This window comes from Sorangiineae bacterium MSr11954 (assembly GCA_037157815.1).
Lineage (GTDB): Bacteria > Myxococcota_A > Polyangia > Polyangiales > Polyangiaceae > Pendulispora > Pendulispora albinea.
The window spans coordinates 4,241,153-4,259,641 of record CP089984.1 but is presented as its reverse complement, the minus strand read 5'-3'; the positions used below and the strand labels follow the sequence as shown (position 1 = coordinate 4,259,641).

Here is an 18,489-nt window from a genome sequence, read left to right as displayed (position 1 = left end):
GGGGGCATGTGTCCGCGTGCGACCTGCACGGTAAGCCGATATGATCCGCGCCATGCGCGTGGTCATTGCCGATAAATTTCCAGAGAACTACCTGCTCGAGTTTCGTTCGCTCGGACTCGAGGTCCAGTACCACCCCGACGCCTCGGCTTCCGAGCTGCCCAACGTCGCACGCGAGGCGGAAATTCTCGTGGTCCGCAGCACGAAGGTCACCCGGGAGACCATCGAGGCCGCGAGCCGCCTGCAGCTGGTGATTCGCGCCGGCGCGGGCATCGACACCATCGACGTGGAAGCCGCCAGCGCCCGCGGCATTTATGTAACCAACTGCCCCGGCAAGAACAGCGTGGCCGTGGCCGAGCTCACGGTGGGTCTCATCCTGGCGCTCGATCGACGCATTCCGCAGAACACCGCCGAGCTGCGCGAGGGGCGCTGGAACAAGAAGGAGTACAGCAAGGCCGATGGTCTCAAAGGCAAGACCTTGGGCCTGGTCGGTCTTGGATCCATCGGGCAAGCGGTCGCCCGAAGGGCGGCGGCCTTCGAGATGAACCTGGTCGGGTATACGCGCTCGCCCCACCCGGAGCTCGCGCAATCGCTGGGCATCATTCCCTGCTCCACCTTGTTCGAGCTCGCCGAGCGAAGCGACATCGTATCGGTGCACATCCCCGGCAACTCCGAGAACCGCGGGCTCTTTGGCGAGTCCTTCTTCTCGCGCATGAAGCACGGCGCCACCTTCGTCAACACCAGCCGCGGAAGCCTGCACGACACCGCCGCCCTGGAAAAGGCGATGCGCGAGCGCGATCTGCGCGTGGGCCTCGACGTCTACAACCCCGAGCCCGAGGGCGGCGCCGGTCCCTTCGATCACCCGCTGTGCAAGCTGCCGGGCTTCGTGGGCACGCACCACATCGGCGCCAGCACCGAGCAAGCGCAGAACGCCATCGCGGCCGAAGCCGTCCGCATCTGCCGTGAGTTCGTGCAACTGGGCCAACCCCTCAGCGCGGTGAACATCGAGCGTGCGTCGCCCGCCAAGGCCCAGCTCATCGTCCGCCACTACGACCGCGTCGGCGTCCTGGCGTCCGTACTCGCCATCGTTCGCAAATACGGCCTCAACGTCGAGGAGATGACCAACACCATCTTCGCCGGCGCCAAAGCCGCCGTCGCCACCATCCGCCTCGCTTCCCTACCGCCGGACGCGATGTCCGAGGAGCTGACGAACCTGAAAGAGCAGATCATCCAGGTCACCGTCAAACCGTGTTGACGTTCAGCGCGAACGCCCTACCCGTCGTCGACCTCCTGATCCTCGAGCGTTCGGATCTTGCCAATCGGGGGGTCGAGGCGATAGCGCGGAGGCTCGCTGACCCTCATGATCTCGAGGTACCGCGCGATGCGCTCGCGATTGAGTTTCGGATTGCGGCGAATGATTTCTTCGGGCTCGAGGCGCACCATTAGAAGACCTCCCTGGAGTGAACGAGCTGTGAGATGTCGTTCTTATCCATGAAATCTAGCACGAGACTCGCGTACCGTTGGACGATTGAGCTCAGCGTGGGGTCCGCGCCAAAGTCGTCGATTTGCAGCTTCAGCGTTTCACGAAGCGTTTTCATGGAGATGCCGCGCCCGTGCGATCCCCAACGGGTGTGGTCCATGAGTGCGTCGGCGATCTCGCGCGCTCGTTGCTCGCGTTCCTGGCGCGCAACGGGCCGCTTCGCGGACTGCGTCGCAGTCCAGTCCTTGAACTTGTAAACGGCAAGCCACCCCACCAGAAGGGACTTCGACAGCTCCTGCGCCATCTCGATCTGGTGGAGCTCTCCGAGATCGAGCCGTTGGAGCAAGGCGAATTCGGCGTCCGACAAAACGCCATTCTGCGACTTTGCAATCAGACGCTCGTACTGCGCAAGGTACGACAGCGCGGGAATGAGCTTGCCCTCTCGAACGACCTGCGGATCGATCGGCCCCAAGTAAGAGGCGTAATCCATCAGGATGGCATCGCCAGACATCGCAAAGATGGTGCCGGCCGACATGGCAAACTTGGGCACCACGAAGAGCACTTCGTCATAAAAGTTGCGAAGGATGTTGACCATTCGCTCGACGACTTCGACCGTACCGCCCTCGGTGTGCAGCACCACGGCGAGCTTTCTTCGTCTGGGTGTGAGCGGCTCGACGACCCGACGAACCTTGTACTCCACGCCGTCGAGGATTGGTCCGATCAGCGCGAGAACATCGGCATCGAGCTTCTCTTCGAGATTGAGCAACAGACCGTGAAGCACCCGCTTGGCTTCTCGGTTTAGGCTGGTCTGTTCCATGGCCCGCATAGAGCGAGACCAGTGCCAGCCCCTGCCCCCTCGATTCCATCGAGAAAAACCGCTGCGGTCCCCCGCACCGCCCCTGTCCCAGACGAAATCCCCCCTGTCCCGGGACACCCCCACGTCCCGGGCGCCAGACGAACCGCTACTTCAAAACGCCAAGCTTCTTCCCAACCCGCGCAAACGCATCCACGGCACGGTCGACCTGCTCGGGCGTATGCGCCGCCGAGAGCTGCACGCGGATGCGCGCCTCGCCCTTGGGCACGACCGGGTACGAAAACCCGATGACGTAAATACCCTCGTTCAACATCGCGGCAGCCACCTCCTGCGCAAGGCGCGCATCGCCCAGCATGATGGGGACGATGGGGTGCACGCCTTCTTTGGTCGCAAAGCCCGCGGCGGCGATCTTCGAGCGGAAGGAGCGCGTGTTCTCCGCCAGGCGGTCGCGCAGCTCGGTGGTCGACGCGAGGAGATCGAGCACCGCGATCGATGCGCCCACGATGGCGGGGGCCAAGGTGTTCGAGAAGAGGTACGGGCGCGAGCGCTGGCGCAGCAGATCGACGATCTCCTGGCGGGCTGCCGTGAAGCCGCCGGCGGCGCCGCCGAGGGCCTTGCCGAGGGTCGACGTGATGATGTCCACCTTGCCGAGCACGCCGAAGTGCTCGGCGGTGCCGCGGCCCGTTTTGCCGATGAAGCCCGTGGCGTGGCTGTCGTCGACCATGACCATGGCTTGGTACTTCTCGCCGAGCTCGCAAATGCGATCGAGCTTCGCCAAGTAGCCGTCCATGGAGAAGGCACCGTCGGTGGCGATGAGGCGCAGGCGCTTGCCTTGGGTGGCGGCGAGCGCCTTTTCCAGCGCGTCCATGTCGCCGTTGGGGTAGCGATGGCGCTCGGCCTTGCAGAGACGGATGCCGTCGATGATCGAGGCGTGGTTCAGCGCGTCGCTGATGATGGCGTCTTCTTCGCCGAGCAAGGTCTCGAAGAGGCCGCCGTTGGCGTCGAAGCACGAGGAGTAGAGGATGGCGTCGTCGGCCCCGACGAAGTCGGCGGCCTTGCGCTCCAGCGTCTTGTGCGCGTCTTGCGTTCCGCAGATGAAGCGCACGGAGGAGAGGCCAAAGCCGTACGTGTCGATGGCCGCGTGCGCCGCCGCGATCACCTTCGGGTGCGACGACAGCCCCAGGTAGTTGTTCGCACAGAAGTTGAGCACCGGCTCGCTCTTCTCCCCCACGCGGATCTCGGCCGCCTGCGGTGAAAGGATGTGCCGCTCCCGCTTCTCGAGCCCCGCCTCGCGAATCTCCTTCAGCGTCGTGCCGTAAATCTCTTTGGCCTTGCCGTACATGGCGTCACGCCCTCCTCGGTCTCGTTTCGTTTTCAGCGGTCGTGGGGGAACTGCAGGACGACCTTGGGGTCCTGATGCGCTCTTCGAACTTCGTCGGATTGTCGACGATGGCCCGGTCGAAGCCCTCGAGGATCGGATCGCCGCTCTTCCATCCGAAGAGGATCACGTCGCCGCCGCGGCGCACGCGGGTGATGGCGTCGTTGACCGCCGGCGGCTGCCCGCTCATCTCCAGGGCGAACATGGAGTCCTTGGCCATGCGCGCGGCAGCCTACCATGAATGCTCCGCTACGAACGCTTGCCGGCGGCGCGCTTCTTCGGTTTCTTCTCCGCCTCGCGCTCCTCGACCGGCACCTGCGCCTCCGTCTTTTTCAAACCTTTGGCCGGCGCCGATATGTTGGCGGGCGCGACACGGAGCGAGCGCGCAAGCAGGTCCGCGAGATCGATCACCTTGCCGCCAGAGCCGCCCGCCGCGACCTGCTCTTCGCCCGCGTCGGTGTCCGGGCGCGCCAGCTCGTCGCGCTCCACTTTTTCCGCGGCCGCAGCCTCCACCGCAGCGCGGTATTCGTCGGGGTGCTTCTTCGCGTCGAAGTCCTCGCTGCTCAATTGCTCCACCAAGTTGAGCGCGAGCTGCAGCTCGCGATCGCTCGCCGGCTTGGCATCGGGGAGCACGATCTCGTCGCCGGGGACGATTTCATCGGCGAAGCGAAGCATGTCGAGGGCGAACAGCTTTCCGCGCGGGCGCAACATCGCCAGCTGCGTGCGCGTGCGGATGCGCACCTTGCATAACGCGGCGCGTTGGGTCGACTCGAGCGCTTCGCGCAAAAGGGTGAAGCCTCGGGCGCTCTTGCCGCCGGGGCCTACCCAATAGCTCTTGCTGAAATAAACATTATCGACCTGCTCGGGATCGATGAACTCGACGATGTCGATGCCGCCGGGGCCATCCTCGCCATCCATTTTTGCGAGCTCTTCTTTGGTAAAGAGAGCATATTCGCCTTTCGAGACCTCGTACCCCTTGCCAATCTCACCCCACTCGATGTCGCGGTTGCACTTCGGGCAGCGGCGGACCATCGAAATGCGGGACCCGCACTCCGTGTGGAGCTGGTGAAAACTGGGGGTCAAATCCTTGGTCGCCGAGTACAGTTTGGCGGGAATCGTGACGAGACCAAACGCAATTTCACCCGACCACATCGCACGCATGGGTTCGTCTCCAAATCGAAGCCGCAGGCTCGCGGGGCCCCGGCAGGCATAGGGAATATAAGGCTGTGGGCGATAAGCCGTTCGATAAGCTGGAAAGATACCGCAAGAAGAGAAACTTCGACGTCACGCCGGAGCCAAGCCCGGACACGCCGTCGAAAGCGGATCGAGCGGCGCCAGGCCGGCCCAAGGACAAGCCTGACACCGCATCGTCCCATCGCTCACGGTCGCGGGTAAAGAAAACATCGAAGCCATCTACAAAGGTGCATAAGGCGCCAGCCTCTTCGCCGGAGCCTGAGGTCGAAGTCGCGGTCGAGGTCGAGCCCGAGGTCGACGGCGAGCCCGCGCCGAGGACCGGTCTCGCCTTTGTGATTCAGAAGCATGACGCACGGCGTCTACATTACGATTTGCGGCTCGAGCTCGGCGGGACGATGATGAGCTGGGCCATCCCCAAGGGCCCCTCCTATGATCCGGCGACCAAGCGCCTGGCGGTGCAGGTGGAGGATCATCCGATGTCGTACAACGACTTCGAGGGGCGCATCCCCGATGGCGAGTACGGCGCGGGCGACGTCCTCATCTGGGATCGTGGCACGTACGAGCCCGTGCTCGACAAGAAGGCGCCCTCGCTGGAGGCGATGCGCGACAAGGGGCATTTTCACCTGCGGTTCGCGGGCGAGAAGCTCCAGGGCGGCTGGCACTTGGTGCGCACCAAGGGCCGCCTGCAAGCAACGCGTGCGGACCATCCACAGTGGCTCTTCTTCAAGGCGCACGATGAAACGGCGGATCCGGCGCTCGACATCGTCACCAGCCGGCCCGAGTCGGTGGCGAGCGGGCGCAGTGCCACGCGCGGCCCGGGGCGGGTGACGTCTTCGCCGCTCGGGCAAAGCCCGCGCGAGCTTCTTTTGGCCATGGGGGATGTGTCTAGGGCAACGAACGGACCCATCGTCGGCGATGGCTCGCACTATTTGTTCGAGGTGAAGTTCGACGGCTACCGGCTGCTCGCCGGCAAGACGGGGAGCGACGTTCGCCTCTTCTCGCGCAAGTCGAACGATTGGACCGATAAGTTTTCCATCATCGCGGCGGCCATCGCGCGGCTGCCCGCCCGCGAGCTGGTGCTCGACGGCGAGGCGTGCGTGGTCGACGATCAAGGGCGGCCCTCGTTCGAGGCGCTCCAGCGCTGGCTCGCCGGCGACGAGCCCGACGCGCACATCGCGTTCGCCGCCTTCGATCTGCTCTGGCTCGACGGGCGCGATCTGCGAAAGCGCCCCATCGAAGAGCGCCGGGAGCTCTTGAAGGGGCTGCTCGCCACCGCCAAGCCGCCGCTGTCGTTCTCGTCGGCCATGACCGGCAAGGTGGACGAGCTGCTCGCGGCGGCCAAGAACGCGGGCCTCGAAGGGCTGATCGCCAAGCGCAAAGGCTCGCTCTACACGGCGGGGCCGACCTCGAACTGGGTGAAGCTCAAATTCGAGCTCCGCCAGGATTGCGTCATCGGGGGGTACCTGCCGCTCAAGGGCGCGGAGGTGGTGGGGGCGCTCTTGGTCGGTGTCTACGACGAGAAGGGCGGCTCGCTCGTCTACGCGGGGCGCGTGGGCAGCGGCTTCGACGATCGCACGCGCGCGCACCTGGCGCACCTGCTCGATGGGATGCGGGTGAAGGCGCCCAAGATGGCGCACGTCCCCAAGCTGCCCTCGCCGCGCTTCTGCGAGCCTCGGCTGGTGTGCGAGGCGGCCCTGGGCGAGTGGACCCGCGATGGCATCATGCGCTTCCCACGGTTCATCGGGATGCGCGAGGACAAGGCGCCCGAGGAGTGCCTGCGCGAAGATGGGGCGCGCTCCGAATCGTTCAGCGACGCGGAGGGCGACGACGAAGGCGCGGGCACCGCGCGGCGCGAGCGGGCGACGGGGCGCAAGGTGGCCTTGAGCAACCCCGACAAGGTGCTCTATCCGCGCGACGGCATCACCAAGCAAGACATTTACGACTACTACACGGACATCGCCGAGGTGATGCTGCCGCATTTGCGCGGGCGGCCGATCCACATGCAGCGCTGGCCGCATGGAATCGACGACGAGGAGTGGTTCCAGCACCGCCTTCCGCCCAAGGCGCCGGAGTACGTGCGGCGCATCCCCTTCTCCAAGGACAAGGCGCCTTGGTACCGCCTGGCGGAGAAGGGCGCCGTAAAGGAACGCATCGTGGTGGAGAATCTGGAGACCTTGCAGTGGCTCGCCAACTTGGCGGCGCTCACCTTGCATCAATGGGCGAGCCACGCTCCACCCGAGGCGACCACGCCGACCCAGGTGCACCGCGCGCTGGCGCAGGCGGATTACGTCGTCATCGATCTCGATCCGGGCGAGTCGACCCGCTGGGACGAGGTGATTCAGATCGCGCACGCCGTGCGCACCTTGCTGGAGGCGCTCGCGCTGGTGAGCGTGGTGAAGACCAGCGGAAAGCGCGGCCTTCACGTGATCGTCCCGCTGGCGCGCGGCCCGTCCCACGACGACGCCGTGGCCTTCGCCGAGCAAATCGCGCGCGCCGTCGCCAAGGTGATGCCGGCCATCGCCACCGTGGAGCGCATCAAGGAGAAGCGGCGCGGCCGTCTCTATGTCGACTATGGGCAAAACGGCGGCGGCCGCACCATCGTCTCGCCTTATACCTTGCGCGCCGCCGACCGCGCCCCCGTCTCCGCCCCGCTCCGCTGGGACGAAGTGACGGACAAGCTCGATCCCAAAGCGTTCAATTTGCGCACCTTGCGCGATCGCATCGCCAAATACGGCGATCTCCTCGCACCGTGCCTCGAACCGACGCAGACATTGCCGGCATTGGGGTGACCGCGGAACGGAGAGCCGAGGTACGGCCGACGCCGGCCTTTGCCGTCCAGCGACCCCCCGCACCCTACCCCGAAAGCAACTCCGCCAACCGCACCGCCAAGAGCGGCGACTGCACCGCCTCGTGCTTGATGAACACGTGCGTCTGCTCCCAAGCCTGCGCCTTCACCCGCTCCCCCCACGCCCGCAGCTCCGCGTCGCCGTAGTCGGAGCGGCGCAAGCGCAAATACCCCCAGCGGGCCGTCGCCACCAGCGGCGCCTGCAGATCGTCTTTGACGGCGCCCGCGGCCTCCAGCTCGTCCGACTCGGCGATGCACAGCGCCACCCCGTACTCGTTCAAGGTCGCGTACACCTCGTCATCGAACCAGCTCGGGTGCCGAAACTCCATGGCCACCTTGGCGTCGCGCGGCACGGCGGCGAGGAAATCGCGCAGGCGCGGGAGGTCCTTCTTGAAGTTCGGCGGCAGCTGAAAATCGACGGGCCCCAGCTTTTTGCCCAGGATCGCCAGGTTGACGAACAGATCCCGCACCAGATCGCCCACGTCTTTGAGGCGCTTTTGGTGCGTGATCCGGCCGGGCGCCTTCAGCGCGAACGTGAACGCTTCGGGCACCTGGGAGGCCCAGCCTTCGAGCGCCTTCGTGGAGGGAAAGCGGTAGAACGTGTTGTTGATCTCCACCGTCGGGAGCCGCGTCGCGTAGTAGGGCAAAAACCCGTCCGCCGGGGTGTCCTCGGGGTAGAAGTCCCCGCGCCACTCTTTGTAACTGTACCCGCTGGTCCCGACGAAGATGCGCATCGGAAAAGGCTAACCCGAGACGCGCTCCAAGGTCACGAATGTGACCCCCGGGGTCTCCCCCACCTTGCGATCCACCTCGCGAAACGCGGCCCGATCGTACTCCGGAAACCGCACGTCGCCCTCGGCGTCCCGGTCGATGTATGTAAGATACATGCGCGTGACCTTGGGCAGCGACAGCCGGTAGATCTCCCCTCCCCCGATGATGAACGGCTCGGGATCGCCCGCCTGCGCCAGGGCGATGGCCTCGTCCAAGCTGGAGACGACCTCGCACCCCTCGAGCACCAGCTGCGGCTGGCGGGTCACCACCAGGTTTCGCCGGTTGGGGAGCGGCTTCTTCACCTCGTCATAGGTCTTTCGCCCCATGATGACCGCGTGCCCCGTGGTGGTCCGCTTGAAGTGGCGCAGGTCCTCGGGGATGCGCCAAGGGAGCCCGCCGTCTTTGCCGATGATGCCGTTGCGGGCCACGGCCGCGATGAGCGCCAGCGCCGCCATCACACCGAGACCTCGGCCTTGATGTGCGGGTGTGGATCGTAGCCCTCGAGCCGAAAGTCCTCGTAGCGGAAGGCGAAGAGATCGCGCACCTCGGGGTTCAAGACCATGCGCGGCAAAGGCCGCGGCGCCCGCGTCAGCTGCTCGCGCGCTTGGTCCAGGTGGTTCATGTAAAGGTGCGCATCGCCCAAGGTGTGGACGAAATCGCCCGGGCGAAGGCCGCTCACGTGCGCGATCATCATCGTCAACAGGGCGTAGCTGGCGATGTTGAACGGCACGCCGAGGAAGATGTCGCCGCTGCGTTGATAGAGCTGGCACGAGAGCGCGCCACCCGCGACGTGGAACTGAAAGAGCGTGTGGCAGGGCGGGAGCGCCACGTCGTCCGCCTCCTTGGGGTTCCAGCCGCTCACGATCAGCCGGCGGCTCGTCGGGTTCTTGGCGATGCCCTCCAGCACCCGCCGGATCTGGTCGACGCCGTCCTGCGCGTACCGTCCATCCTCGAGCTTGGTCGCCCCGAAATTGCGCCACTGGTGGCCGTAAATGGGGCCGAGATCGCCTTCTTTCCGGCCGAACTTCGCGCACGCTTCGGCGGTCGCCCACTCGTTCCAGATGCGGACGCCTTGCTCTTGCAGCGGGGCGACGTGGGTGGAGCCGCTGAGGAACCAGAGGAGCTCCACGATGATCGACTTCATGTGAAGCTTCTTGGTCGTCAGCAGCGGAAAGCCGTCTTGCAGGCGAAAGCGCATCTGATGGCCAAAGACGCCCAAGGTCCCCGTGCCGGTGCGATCGCTCCGCGCCACGCCTTCCTCCAGCGCCCGGCGCAAGAGCTCCAGGTACGGGGTCATGTTCGTCCCCCGCCGGGCGCGTTCCGGGTGCCCATCGCGCGACTCGCGTTTTTCCCAGCTACTTGGCCCAGGTGCATACTTGTCCCATCAATTTCGAGAGGGTCGCGGACGAGACCTCCGGTCCCAACGTGGGGGCGCAGGCATCGAGCGCTTTGGCCATGTCGAGCGCCGTTTGGTACCGCTCCCGCGGATCGCGCGCAAGGGCGCGGCGGGCGATCGTCCAGAGGCTCGCGGGGTAGTCGGGGACCAAGGTCCGCGGATCGGGCACCACGCAGCGCTGGATGGCGCGAACCGTATCGAGATCGTTCTCGCGCTTGAAGAGCCGCCGGTCGACGGTCACCTCCCAGAGCGTGGTGCCCAGCGCAAAGATGTCCGCGCGCCGATCGGGCGGCTCGCCGTCGATCTGTTCGGGCGACAGGTACGCGAGCTTGCCCTTGACGATCCCGGCCGCCGTCTTGGAGGCGCGCGACTCCGAGCGCGCCAGCCCGAAGTCGATGATCTTGATGCGTCCGTCGAACGTCATCTGGATGTTGCTCGGGTTTACGTCGCGGTGCACCACGTTCTCCGGCTTTCCCTTCTCGTCGCGGAGCTCGTGCGCATGGTGCAGCCCCTCGGCGACGCGCGCGGCAATCCAAGCCGAGACGCCGTACGGGATGCGGTAGCCGTGGTCCTGGCAGGCCTCCCACACCCGCTGGAACGAATCGCCGATGAGCAGCTCCATGGCCAGGAAGTAGCGGCCGCGGTCCTCGCCCGACTCGTAGATTTGCACGGTGCTGGGGTGCGCCAGCTTGGCGAGGAGCTTGGCCTCGTCGATGAACATGGTCACATAGGTGGGATCGTCGGCCAGCTCGTCGCGAAGGACCTTGAGCGCCACCATGCGGTTGCCGCCCAGGGGAAGGCGCGCCAAGTACACCTCGGCCATGCCTCCGACCGCGATGCGCTCGCCGAGCTCGTACTTGCCGATCCTCACCGCTTGGACCCGCCAAGGCACGGCGGGGACGCGGGAACATTCGCCTCGTGCTCCCACTCCGAGGGGCTCTTGGACACGATGGAGAGCGCGTGCACGCCTTGCGCGAGCTCGTCTTTCAAGACGCGGTACACCATTTGGTGCCGCTCCACCCGGCCGACCCCGTCGAACGCCTGCGCGACGATCACGACCTTGAAGTGGGTCTCGGCGTCCTTGGGGACGTTGTGCATGCGGCTTTCGTCGATGACGTCGAGCAGGCTGGGCGACAAGGTGTCGTTCAGCTTTTCGCGGATCCGGGAGGCCATACGCATAGGGTTATTTTAGCATGAATCGGTAACCCACGAGCCCCGCCGCGAGAAGGACCAGGGCCGCGAACGCCAGCAGCCAAGGCCGCGCGCTCCCCGGCCATCCGCTTCGCGGCCCCGGCTCCTCGGGGGCCGGCTCGTCGAGCGCCTCCTCCTCCTCGGACTCCGGCTCGGAAGATCCCGAAAATTCGGCAGATTCGGGAGACTTGGACGATTCGGACGAATTGGGAGACGCCGAAGACGCGGAGCTCCACGGGCGCACGGTGGTCACCGACGAGTGCGCGTCCGAGGACGACGACGGAGGCTCGCCCAGGGCCTCCAAGATCGCGTCCAGCTCGACGAAAATGGCCTCCATGGTGGCAAAGCGTTCGGCCGGCAGCTTCGAGAGCGCCCGCATCACCACGGCGTCGACCCCCGGGGGAAGATCGGGGGCCACCTCCGCCAGCGGCCTCGGCTCGCCCGAGAGCAGCGCAAAGGCGATGGGGAGCTTGCGTGGATTGTTCGATGTCGTCGGGTGAACACCGCTGCTGAGAAGCTCGTAGGCGACGGTGGCCCACGAGAACTGATCGCTGCGGCCATCGATGGGCTCGCCCAGGGCCTGCTCGGGCGCCATGTAGAGAGGTGTTCCCATCACCACCCCGACCCGGGTTTGCAAGGGCTCCGAGTGGGGCGCCTCCGCGGGATCGACCACGGGGCCCGCGATGCGTTTGACCACCCCGAAGTCGAGGATTTTCACCTCGCCGGTGTCGCACACCATCATGTTCTCGGGCTTCACGTCGCGGTGCACCAGGCCCTGCTTGTGGGCCGCGTCGAGGCCGTGCGCAATTTGCGAGAGCCACGCGAGCCGCTGGCGGACGGTGACCCGCTTGTCCCCGATGAAGGTGCTGAGCAGCCGCCCGGTCGCGAGCTCCATGGCGATGTACGGCGTGCCGTCGATCTCGCCCACGTCGAAGATGCCGATGGCGTTCGGGTGGTTCAAGGAGGCCACCGCCCGCCCCTCGCGCATCAAGCGGATCGCGGCCTCGGTCAGCTGCCCCGAGGGGGTGCGCGCGATCTCCGCCCGAACGATTTTGAGCGCAATTTCGCGATGGAGCAGGGGGTCGTACGCTCGGTACACGAGCCCCATGCCGCCCTCGCCCAGCTTGCCGTCGATGCGGTAGCGATGGAACGTGTCGCCGGCTTTCAGCATCGTCGCATCCCACCCAGCATAGTCACGGCCCGAGAGCTTCGCTCACGAACCGTGACTTCGTCACGCGCTTCCGGCTACGCCACACGTTTGCCACATGACGCGCCAAATGCTCGTTTAAGGCTGATGCTTCGCGAGCTCGCGCAGGGCTTCGGCGATGCCTGCCCGTTGCGGCACGCTGGCCTGCTCCAGGTTGTCGGCGAGCCCCACACCGGGAACGAAGGCGCCGGCCAAGAGGCGCGGCGGCGCATAGAGCTCGTAGAAGAGCTCATCGACCGTGCGGCGAATGAGGTGCTCGCCGAAGTTCGTGACCTCGGTGTCCTCGTTCACGAAGAGCACCCGGCCGGTGCGGCGGATGCTCTCGCGCACATGCTCCCAGTCGTACGGGAAAAGGCTAATCAGGTCGATGACCTCGACCTCGATCCCCTCGCCCGCCAGCTCGTCGGCCACCTTCTTGGAGAGCGGCACCATGCGGCCATAGGCCACAAGGGTGACATCGCGGCCCTCGCGTACGGTGCGCGCCTTTCCAATCGGAACGAACAAATCCGGGGTATCGGGCCAGTTCGGCACCCAGCGCGAACGGTCGCCGAGCGGGGCGTCGATCATCTTGCTCAAGGTGCGCTCATCGGGCTCGCCCGGAATTTCTTCGCCGGGCAGCGCCTTGGTGCGCAGCAGCGCCTTGGGGGCGAGGAACATGACGGGGTTGGGATCCACGATGGCGCTGAGCATCAACCCGTACGCGTCGCGCGGGTTCGAGGGCATCACGATCTTCCAGCCGGGGATGTGCGTGGCCGTCGCGTCGAAGGAATGCGAGTGGTAGATGCTGCCGTGAATGCCCGAGCCCACGGGGGTCATCATGACCATCGGCAGGTTCCACTGGCCGTTGGTCGACCAGTACATGCCGCCCACGAGCTTCAGCAGGTCGATGGTGTTGTACGCGTAGTCGCAAAACTGGATTTCGCAGACGGTGCGCGAGCCCGCCAGGGCGAGGCCCATGGCGCACCCGATGATGCCGCGCTCGTCGAGGGGCGAGTTCCACGACGTTTTGAGGCCCTGCGATTGCGTGAACACGCCCCCGAGGGGCGGGCCGAGATCTTGGCCGAAAATGTCCATCACCCCGAGGCGGTCTTCACCCACGTGAAGCGCCATTCGGATGGCTTGCACCATGGTCGCCATATCTATGCGTCTCCCTTTACGGCCCGCATCGCGATTCGGCGGGCTTGCGGCTCGCCCCCGGCTTCGGTCGGGGCAAACACGTGATCGTAGATGCTGCGCGGGTCCGGCTGCGGCTCCTCCCGCACGCGCTTGGACATTTCGAGCATGGCCTGCGTCTCGCGGATGCGCATTTCGTCCATCTTGGCGCGGCTCAGGAGGGAGCGTTCCTCCAGGCGCTTCTCGAAACGGGCCAGGCAGTCCATCTCGTCGTTCACGAAGTTGGCACCCGACGACGAGGAGTGCCCATACAGGCGGGAGACCTTGGCCTCGAGCAGGAACGGACGGCGCTCGGTGCGCACGTAGTCCATGGCCTGCTTGATGCCGAAGTACGCGGTCTCGGGATCGTTGCCGTCGATGACCGCGGTCTGCATGCCAAAGGCCTTTCCGCGGTCGGCGATGCGCTTTTCGCCGTGCTGCTCGGAGCCGGGGGTGGAGATGCCGTAGCCGTTGTTGGTCACGATCATCAGCACCGGCAGCTCGTTGGCCGGGCGGGTGGTCCAAACCAGGCAGCTGGCGAAGTCGCCTTCCGCGGTGCCGGCGTCGCCGCCTTGCACGATGGTGATGCCGCGGCCCCCGAAGCGCTTTTGGGCCATGGCCGTTCCAGGCGCCATCGAAAATTGCACTTCGATGGGGGACGAAATGGGGACCACGTTCCACGCGCGGATCGAGTAGTGGCTCACGAAGTTTCGGCCGCCCGAATACGGGTCGGTGGCCGTGTTCTTCATCTGGCGCATGGCATCGGCGGGGTCGATCCCCATGGCCACCAACGTGGCGCTCGACCGGTAGTGCAGATGCAGGTAGTCGTGAGCGAGGCCCTGGCCTTTGTCGACGAGCAGTCCGAGGGCCACGTTGAAGGCTTCCTCCCCGGGCCCGCCGATCCAAAAATAGCCATCGCCTTGTTTCTGCATGCGAATGAGACGCTCTTCGAGCAAACGCGAGCGCAACATGAGCTCGTGCATGCGGATGAGCACGTCGGGTGAGAGCTTCGCAGAGGGGAAAGGACGTTCTTGGATTGGGGTCGTGCTCACATTTCTCTCCGTCTTCGGCGTCCGAAGAAGCGACGCGACAGTAGTACTAGTAACCCTGGTCGTAAACCGCGAGAAGGCAATGCAGTACCAGGATCAAAAATGAGCCAAACCGGACCCGGCGAGCGCCGCCGACCATGACGCAAACAGACAACGCGTCCGAGCGGGGGTTGCGGTAGCTTTCGAACATGTCCATCGAATCGCTTCGCGCTCAGATTGATGCCACGGATGAACGGATCCTCGACCTCCTCAACGAGCGCGCCAAGCTGGCCCTTGCGATCGGTCACGCGAAAAAGGCCGCCGCCTCACCCGATCGCCCGGCGGCCTTGATGCGCGATCCCGAGCGAGAGCGCGCGGTGCTCGAGCGGCTGACCAACCTCGCCAAGGGCGATTTTCCCCGGGACTCGGTGCGCGCGGTGTTCCGCGAGATCATGAGCGGATGTTTGTCCCTCGAACAACCACTGCAGGTTGCCTTTCTGGGCCCCGAAGGCACCTTCACCCAGATGGCGGCCCGGTATCTCTTCGGGCTGTCGGCTCAGTACCGCGAGGCGGCCACCATCGAAGGTGTCTTCGATGCCGTTCGGACGGGCGCTGCGGCGCTGGGTGTGGTGGCCATCGAGAACTCCACCGAGGGGAGCGTCACCCTCAGCGCCGATCTGCTGATCGACGGTGAGCTCTCGGTGCGCGAAGAGCTGGTGCTGCTCATCGAGCACGCGCTGCTCGCCCGCGACAAGGTGGCCTTCTCGAGCGTGCAGCGCGTGTACTCGCACCCGCAAGCGCTCGCCCAGTGCCGCGGGTGGCTCACCAAGAACCTGCCCACGGCGCAACTCGTTCAAACCGCCTCCACCACCGCCGCCGCCCGCGAAGCCCTGTCCGATCCGGCCGGCGCCGCCGTCGCGAGCCCCTTGGCGGCCGAGATCCACGGGCTCTCCATCGTGCGCGAGCGCATCCAAGACCGCAAAGAGAACGCCACCCGGTTCATCGTGCTGGGGCGCGAAGATGCCCCCCGCACCGGCAACGACCGCACCACCCTCGCCTTCTCCGTCCTCAACGAGCGCGGCGCCCTGCGCCGGGTCCTCTCGGCCTTCGAAGACGAAGGCGTGAACCTCTCGCGCCTCGAGTCGCGCCCGAGCCAAGAAAAGCCGTGGGACTACGTCTTTCTGGCCGATCTCGACGGCCACCGCCTGGACCCTAACGTCCAGCGCGCCTTCGAAAACCTGCGCGCCCACTGCGCCATGGTCAAAATCCTCGGCAGCTACGCCCGCCGCGAAGCCATCCGCCTCACGGCGGTGCCGTAATCACGCGAACCGCGTCGATGTTTTTAAACGACGAAACCCCGGCCTTTCGAGCCGGGGTTTCGCGTTCAAGAGGTACCCGAGCGCGTTATTCGGCGCCGGCGGGGGCCTCCTTGGCGGTGGGGGCCGAACGGATGGCCGCGTTGATGCGCATGCCATAGAAGGAGCGGTGCACGAAGACGACGGAGATGAGGAAGAAGACGGCCGCGATGGCGAGGCGGGTGGAGGCCGAGGGGATTTGTTCGGCCAGCTCCACGGCCAGCAGGCCGAAGAGGGTGGTGAACTTGATGACGGGGTTCATGGCCACCGAGCTGGTGTCCTTGAAGGGATCGCCCACGGTGTCGCCGACGACGCAGGCATCGTGGAGCGGTGTGCCTTTTTCTTTCAGCTCCACCTCGACGACCTTCTTGGCGTTGTCCCAAGCGCCGCCGGCGTTGGCCATGAAGAGCGCTTGGAAGAGGCCGAAGAGGGCGATCGAGATGAGGTAGCCGATGAAGAAGAACGACTCCGCGCAGGCGAAGGCCAGGGTGCCGAAGAACACGGTCAAGAAGATGTTGAACATGCCCTTCTGCGCGTAGAGCGTGCAGATCTCCACCACCTTTTTGCTGTCGGTGATCGAGGCCTTCTCGACCCCCTCGAGCTTGATGTTCGCCTTGATGAACTCCACCGCGCGGTACGCCCCCGTGCTCACGGCCTGGGTGGACGCTCCGGTGAACCAGTAGATCATCGCGCCGCCGGCGATGAGGCCCAAAAGGAACGGCGGGTGCAGCAGCGACAGCTTGTCGAGGTTCGCCGACAGCGGGACCTGCGTGGTCACGTTGGTGGTGAGGACCACGACCACCGAGAAGATCATCGTCGTGGCGCCGACCACGGCCGTGCCGATGAGCACCGGCTTGGCGGTGGCCTTGAAGGTGTTTCCGGCGCCGTCGTTCTCCTCGAGGAAGTGCTTGGCCTTCTCGAACTGAACGTCGAATCCAAACTTCTTCTTCACCTCCTCGCGAATGTTCGGGATCGTCTCGATCACCGAGAGCTCGTAGACCGACTGCGCATTGTCCGTGACCGGGCCGTACGAGTCCACGGCGATGGTCACCGGCCCCATGCCGAGGAAGCCAAAGGCCACCAAGCCAAACGCAAATACGGCCGACGCATCGACCGCGCCAATGGTCATCAGCGCGCCAAGGCCCTGCAGGCTCACATACCAGGCCGTGCCCATCAGCGCGACCAGAACGAACCCCAGCCAATACGCGCTGAAGTTGCCCGCGGTGAGGCCCGCGAGAATATTGAGCGATGCGCCGCCCTCACGCGACGACGTGACGACCTCGCGCACATGGCCCGATTCCGTCGACGTGAAGACCTTCACGAACTCGGGGATGATCGCGCCTGCCAGGGTGCCACACGTGATGATGATCGACAGCTTCCACCAGAGGGTGCCATCGCCCAGCTCGGGGATGAGCGTCTTCGACACGATGAAGGTGAGAAGCACACTCACCAGCGAGGTGATCCACACCAGCATCGTGAGCGGGTGCTCGAAGTTCATTTTGTCGGCAGCGGCATAACGCGCCTTGGCGATGGCGTCGTTGATGAAATACGAGAGCACGCTCGCGATGACCATGACGACGCGCATGGCAAAGATCCAAACCAGAAGCTGGACCTGCACCGGGATATTGGCATGCTGGCCGGTCGGATCCTTGACGGCGAGCAGAATGAACGAAATGAGCGCGACGCCGGTCACGCCGTAGGTCTCGAAGCCATCGGCGCTGGGTCCCACGGAGTCGCCCGCGTTGTCGCCCGTGCAGTCGGCGATGACGCCAGGGTTGCGCGCGTCGTCCTCTTTGATTTTGAAGACGATCTTCATGAGGTCGGAGCCAATGTCGGCAATCTTGGTGAAAATGCCTCCCGCAATGCGCAATGCCGAGGCGCCCAGCGATTCGCCGATGGCAAACCCAATGAAGCAGGGGCCGGCGTAATCGCCCGGGACCACCAGAAGAATGCCGAGCATAATCAAGAGCTCGACGCTGATGAGCAGCATGCCGATGCTCATTCCCGCCTTCAGCGGAATGGCGTAGCAGGGAAATGGCTTACCACGCAGCGCGGCAAAGGCCGTGCGCGAGTTCGCGAATGTATTGACGCGAATGCCGAACCACGCCACCGCGGAGCTACCTGCAATACCGACCAGTGAGAAGAGCAGGATAATGATGACCTGCAATGTCTTGCCGTCGGCGAAATAGCTTTGCATCACGCCGAAGTAGACGACGATGATGGCGCCGATGAAGGCCTCCAGAATGAGGATGAACTTCATCTGCGTTATGAGGTACGTCTTGCACGTCTCGTAGATGAGCTCCGAGATATCCTTCATCGATATATGGACATCGGCGTTCTTGAGCTGCGTAAAAACGATTAGCCCGAATACGAGCCCAAGGATGGATACACCCACGCCGACCGCGAGCAGGCTCGCGCCGGGCAAGCCGAAGAAGGAGACGATGCTCGCGTCATCCAGCCTCGGAACAATCAAATTGGCTTCGCCGCCGCCATGATGCGGCTGGGATGGAGTCGCCCCTGGCTGGGCTGCAAACGCCAGAGGCGATACGACGAAAACGAGCATGGCAGTGAGCAAGGACAACGCCATGCTCTTCGCTGCGTTGAACGTCGGGCGCGGCACGCCCGACAACCGTACGGATTTCATGCATAACCTCCGAGTGAGGCGGCTTGGGGACTCTGAG

The 18,489-nt window shown here is 65.1% G+C and carries 17 protein-coding genes; 3 read left to right on the top strand and 14 right to left on the bottom strand.

What is annotated here, in order from left to right:
* Window positions 1-40 precede the first annotated feature (40 nt).
* Window positions 41-1,252 carry an NAD(P)-binding domain-containing protein gene (locus LZC94_16775; protein WXB18878.1) on the top strand — a complete coding sequence of 404 codons (1,212 nt, stop codon included), beginning with the start codon at window positions 41-43 and terminating at the stop codon, window positions 1,250-1,252.
* 17 nt (window positions 1,253-1,269) lie between these two features.
* Here the strand turns inward: LZC94_16775 and LZC94_16770 are convergent, their stop codons facing one another.
* The 5 genes from LZC94_16770 to LZC94_16750 all read right to left on the bottom strand — a co-directional run bounded on the left by LZC94_16770 (window position 1,270) and on the right by LZC94_16750 (window position 4,830).
* Window positions 1,270-1,440, bottom strand: coding sequence for a hypothetical protein (locus LZC94_16770; protein ID WXB18877.1), 171 nt, complete (start codon window positions 1,438-1,440; stop codon window positions 1,270-1,272).
* Window positions 1,440-2,294, bottom strand: a complete 855-nt coding sequence (locus LZC94_16765) for a hypothetical protein (GenBank protein ID WXB18876.1) — start codon at window positions 2,292-2,294, stop codon at window positions 1,440-1,442. The genes LZC94_16770 and LZC94_16765 overlap by 1 nt, the downstream gene beginning before the upstream one ends.
* A 145-nt stretch (window positions 2,295-2,439) precedes the next feature.
* On the bottom strand, window positions 2,440-3,633 hold the full coding sequence (kbl, locus tag LZC94_16760) for a glycine C-acetyltransferase (protein WXB18875.1): 1,194 nt from the start codon (window positions 3,631-3,633) through the stop codon (window positions 2,440-2,442).
* A gap of 4 nt (window positions 3,634-3,637) precedes the next feature.
* Window positions 3,638-3,889, bottom strand: a complete 252-nt coding sequence (locus LZC94_16755) for a hypothetical protein (protein WXB18874.1) — start codon at window positions 3,887-3,889, stop codon at window positions 3,638-3,640.
* Between the two features lie 29 nt (window positions 3,890-3,918).
* The gene (locus LZC94_16750) at window positions 3,919-4,830 is read right to left on the bottom strand and encodes a Ku protein (protein ID WXB18873.1); all 912 of its coding nucleotides are present in this window, start codon (window positions 4,828-4,830) and stop codon (window positions 3,919-3,921) included.
* Window positions 4,831-5,195: 365 nt separating this feature from the next.
* Between LZC94_16750 and ligD the strand changes: the two genes are divergently transcribed.
* Window positions 5,196-7,652: a DNA ligase D gene (gene ligD, locus LZC94_16745; protein WXB18872.1), complete on the top strand. Its 2,457-nt coding sequence runs from the start codon at window positions 5,196-5,198 to the stop codon at window positions 7,650-7,652.
* A 64-nt stretch (window positions 7,653-7,716) separates the two neighbouring features.
* On the opposite strand, the gene LZC94_16740 is transcribed toward ligD, so the two are convergent.
* The 8 genes from LZC94_16740 to LZC94_16705 all read right to left on the bottom strand — a co-directional run bounded on the left by LZC94_16740 (window position 7,717) and on the right by LZC94_16705 (window position 14,408).
* Window positions 7,717-8,442 (bottom strand): DUF72 domain-containing protein, encoded by a 726-nt coding sequence (locus tag LZC94_16740; protein WXB18871.1) that lies wholly within the window; start codon window positions 8,440-8,442, stop codon window positions 7,717-7,719.
* Window positions 8,443-8,451: 9 nt separating this feature from the next.
* Window positions 8,452-8,934 carry a dihydrofolate reductase gene (locus LZC94_16735; GenBank protein ID WXB20202.1) on the bottom strand — a complete coding sequence of 161 codons (483 nt, stop codon included), beginning with the start codon at window positions 8,932-8,934 and terminating at the stop codon, window positions 8,452-8,454.
* Window positions 8,934-9,776: a thymidylate synthase gene (locus LZC94_16730; protein WXB18870.1), complete on the bottom strand. Its 843-nt coding sequence runs from the start codon at window positions 9,774-9,776 to the stop codon at window positions 8,934-8,936. The genes LZC94_16735 and LZC94_16730 overlap by 1 nt, the downstream gene beginning before the upstream one ends.
* Before the next feature lie 58 nt (window positions 9,777-9,834).
* A complete protein-coding gene (locus LZC94_16725) occupies window positions 9,835-10,746 on the bottom strand; it encodes a serine/threonine protein kinase (protein ID WXB18869.1) in 912 nt (303 codons plus the stop codon).
* A complete protein-coding gene (locus LZC94_16720) occupies window positions 10,743-11,054 on the bottom strand; it encodes a BolA family transcriptional regulator (GenBank protein ID WXB18868.1) in 312 nt (103 codons plus the stop codon). Before LZC94_16720 ends, LZC94_16725 begins: the two co-directional genes overlap by 4 nt.
* Before the next feature lie 4 nt (window positions 11,055-11,058).
* Window positions 11,059-12,237 carry a serine/threonine protein kinase gene (locus LZC94_16715; GenBank protein WXB18867.1) on the bottom strand — a complete coding sequence of 393 codons (1,179 nt, stop codon included), beginning with the start codon at window positions 12,235-12,237 and terminating at the stop codon, window positions 11,059-11,061.
* A 114-nt stretch (window positions 12,238-12,351) separates the two neighbouring features.
* Window positions 12,352-13,410, bottom strand: a complete 1,059-nt coding sequence (locus tag LZC94_16710; protein WXB18866.1) for an alpha-ketoacid dehydrogenase subunit beta — start codon at window positions 13,408-13,410, stop codon at window positions 12,352-12,354.
* Window positions 13,411-13,412: 2 nt separating this feature from the next.
* Window positions 13,413-14,408, bottom strand: a complete 996-nt coding sequence (locus LZC94_16705; GenBank protein ID WXB20201.1) for a thiamine pyrophosphate-dependent dehydrogenase E1 component subunit alpha — start codon at window positions 14,406-14,408, stop codon at window positions 13,413-13,415.
* 254 nt (window positions 14,409-14,662) lie between these two features.
* Between LZC94_16705 and pheA the strand changes: the two genes are divergently transcribed.
* Entirely contained in the window at window positions 14,663-15,772 is a 1,110-nt protein-coding gene (gene pheA / locus LZC94_16700) for a prephenate dehydratase (GenBank protein WXB18865.1), read from the top strand.
* An 85-nt stretch (window positions 15,773-15,857) separates the two neighbouring features.
* Here pheA and LZC94_16695 read toward each other — a convergent pair whose 3' ends face one another.
* Entirely contained in the window at window positions 15,858-18,452 is a 2,595-nt protein-coding gene (locus LZC94_16695; protein ID WXB18864.1) for a sodium-translocating pyrophosphatase, read from the bottom strand.
* Window positions 18,453-18,489: the final 37 nt, after the last annotated feature.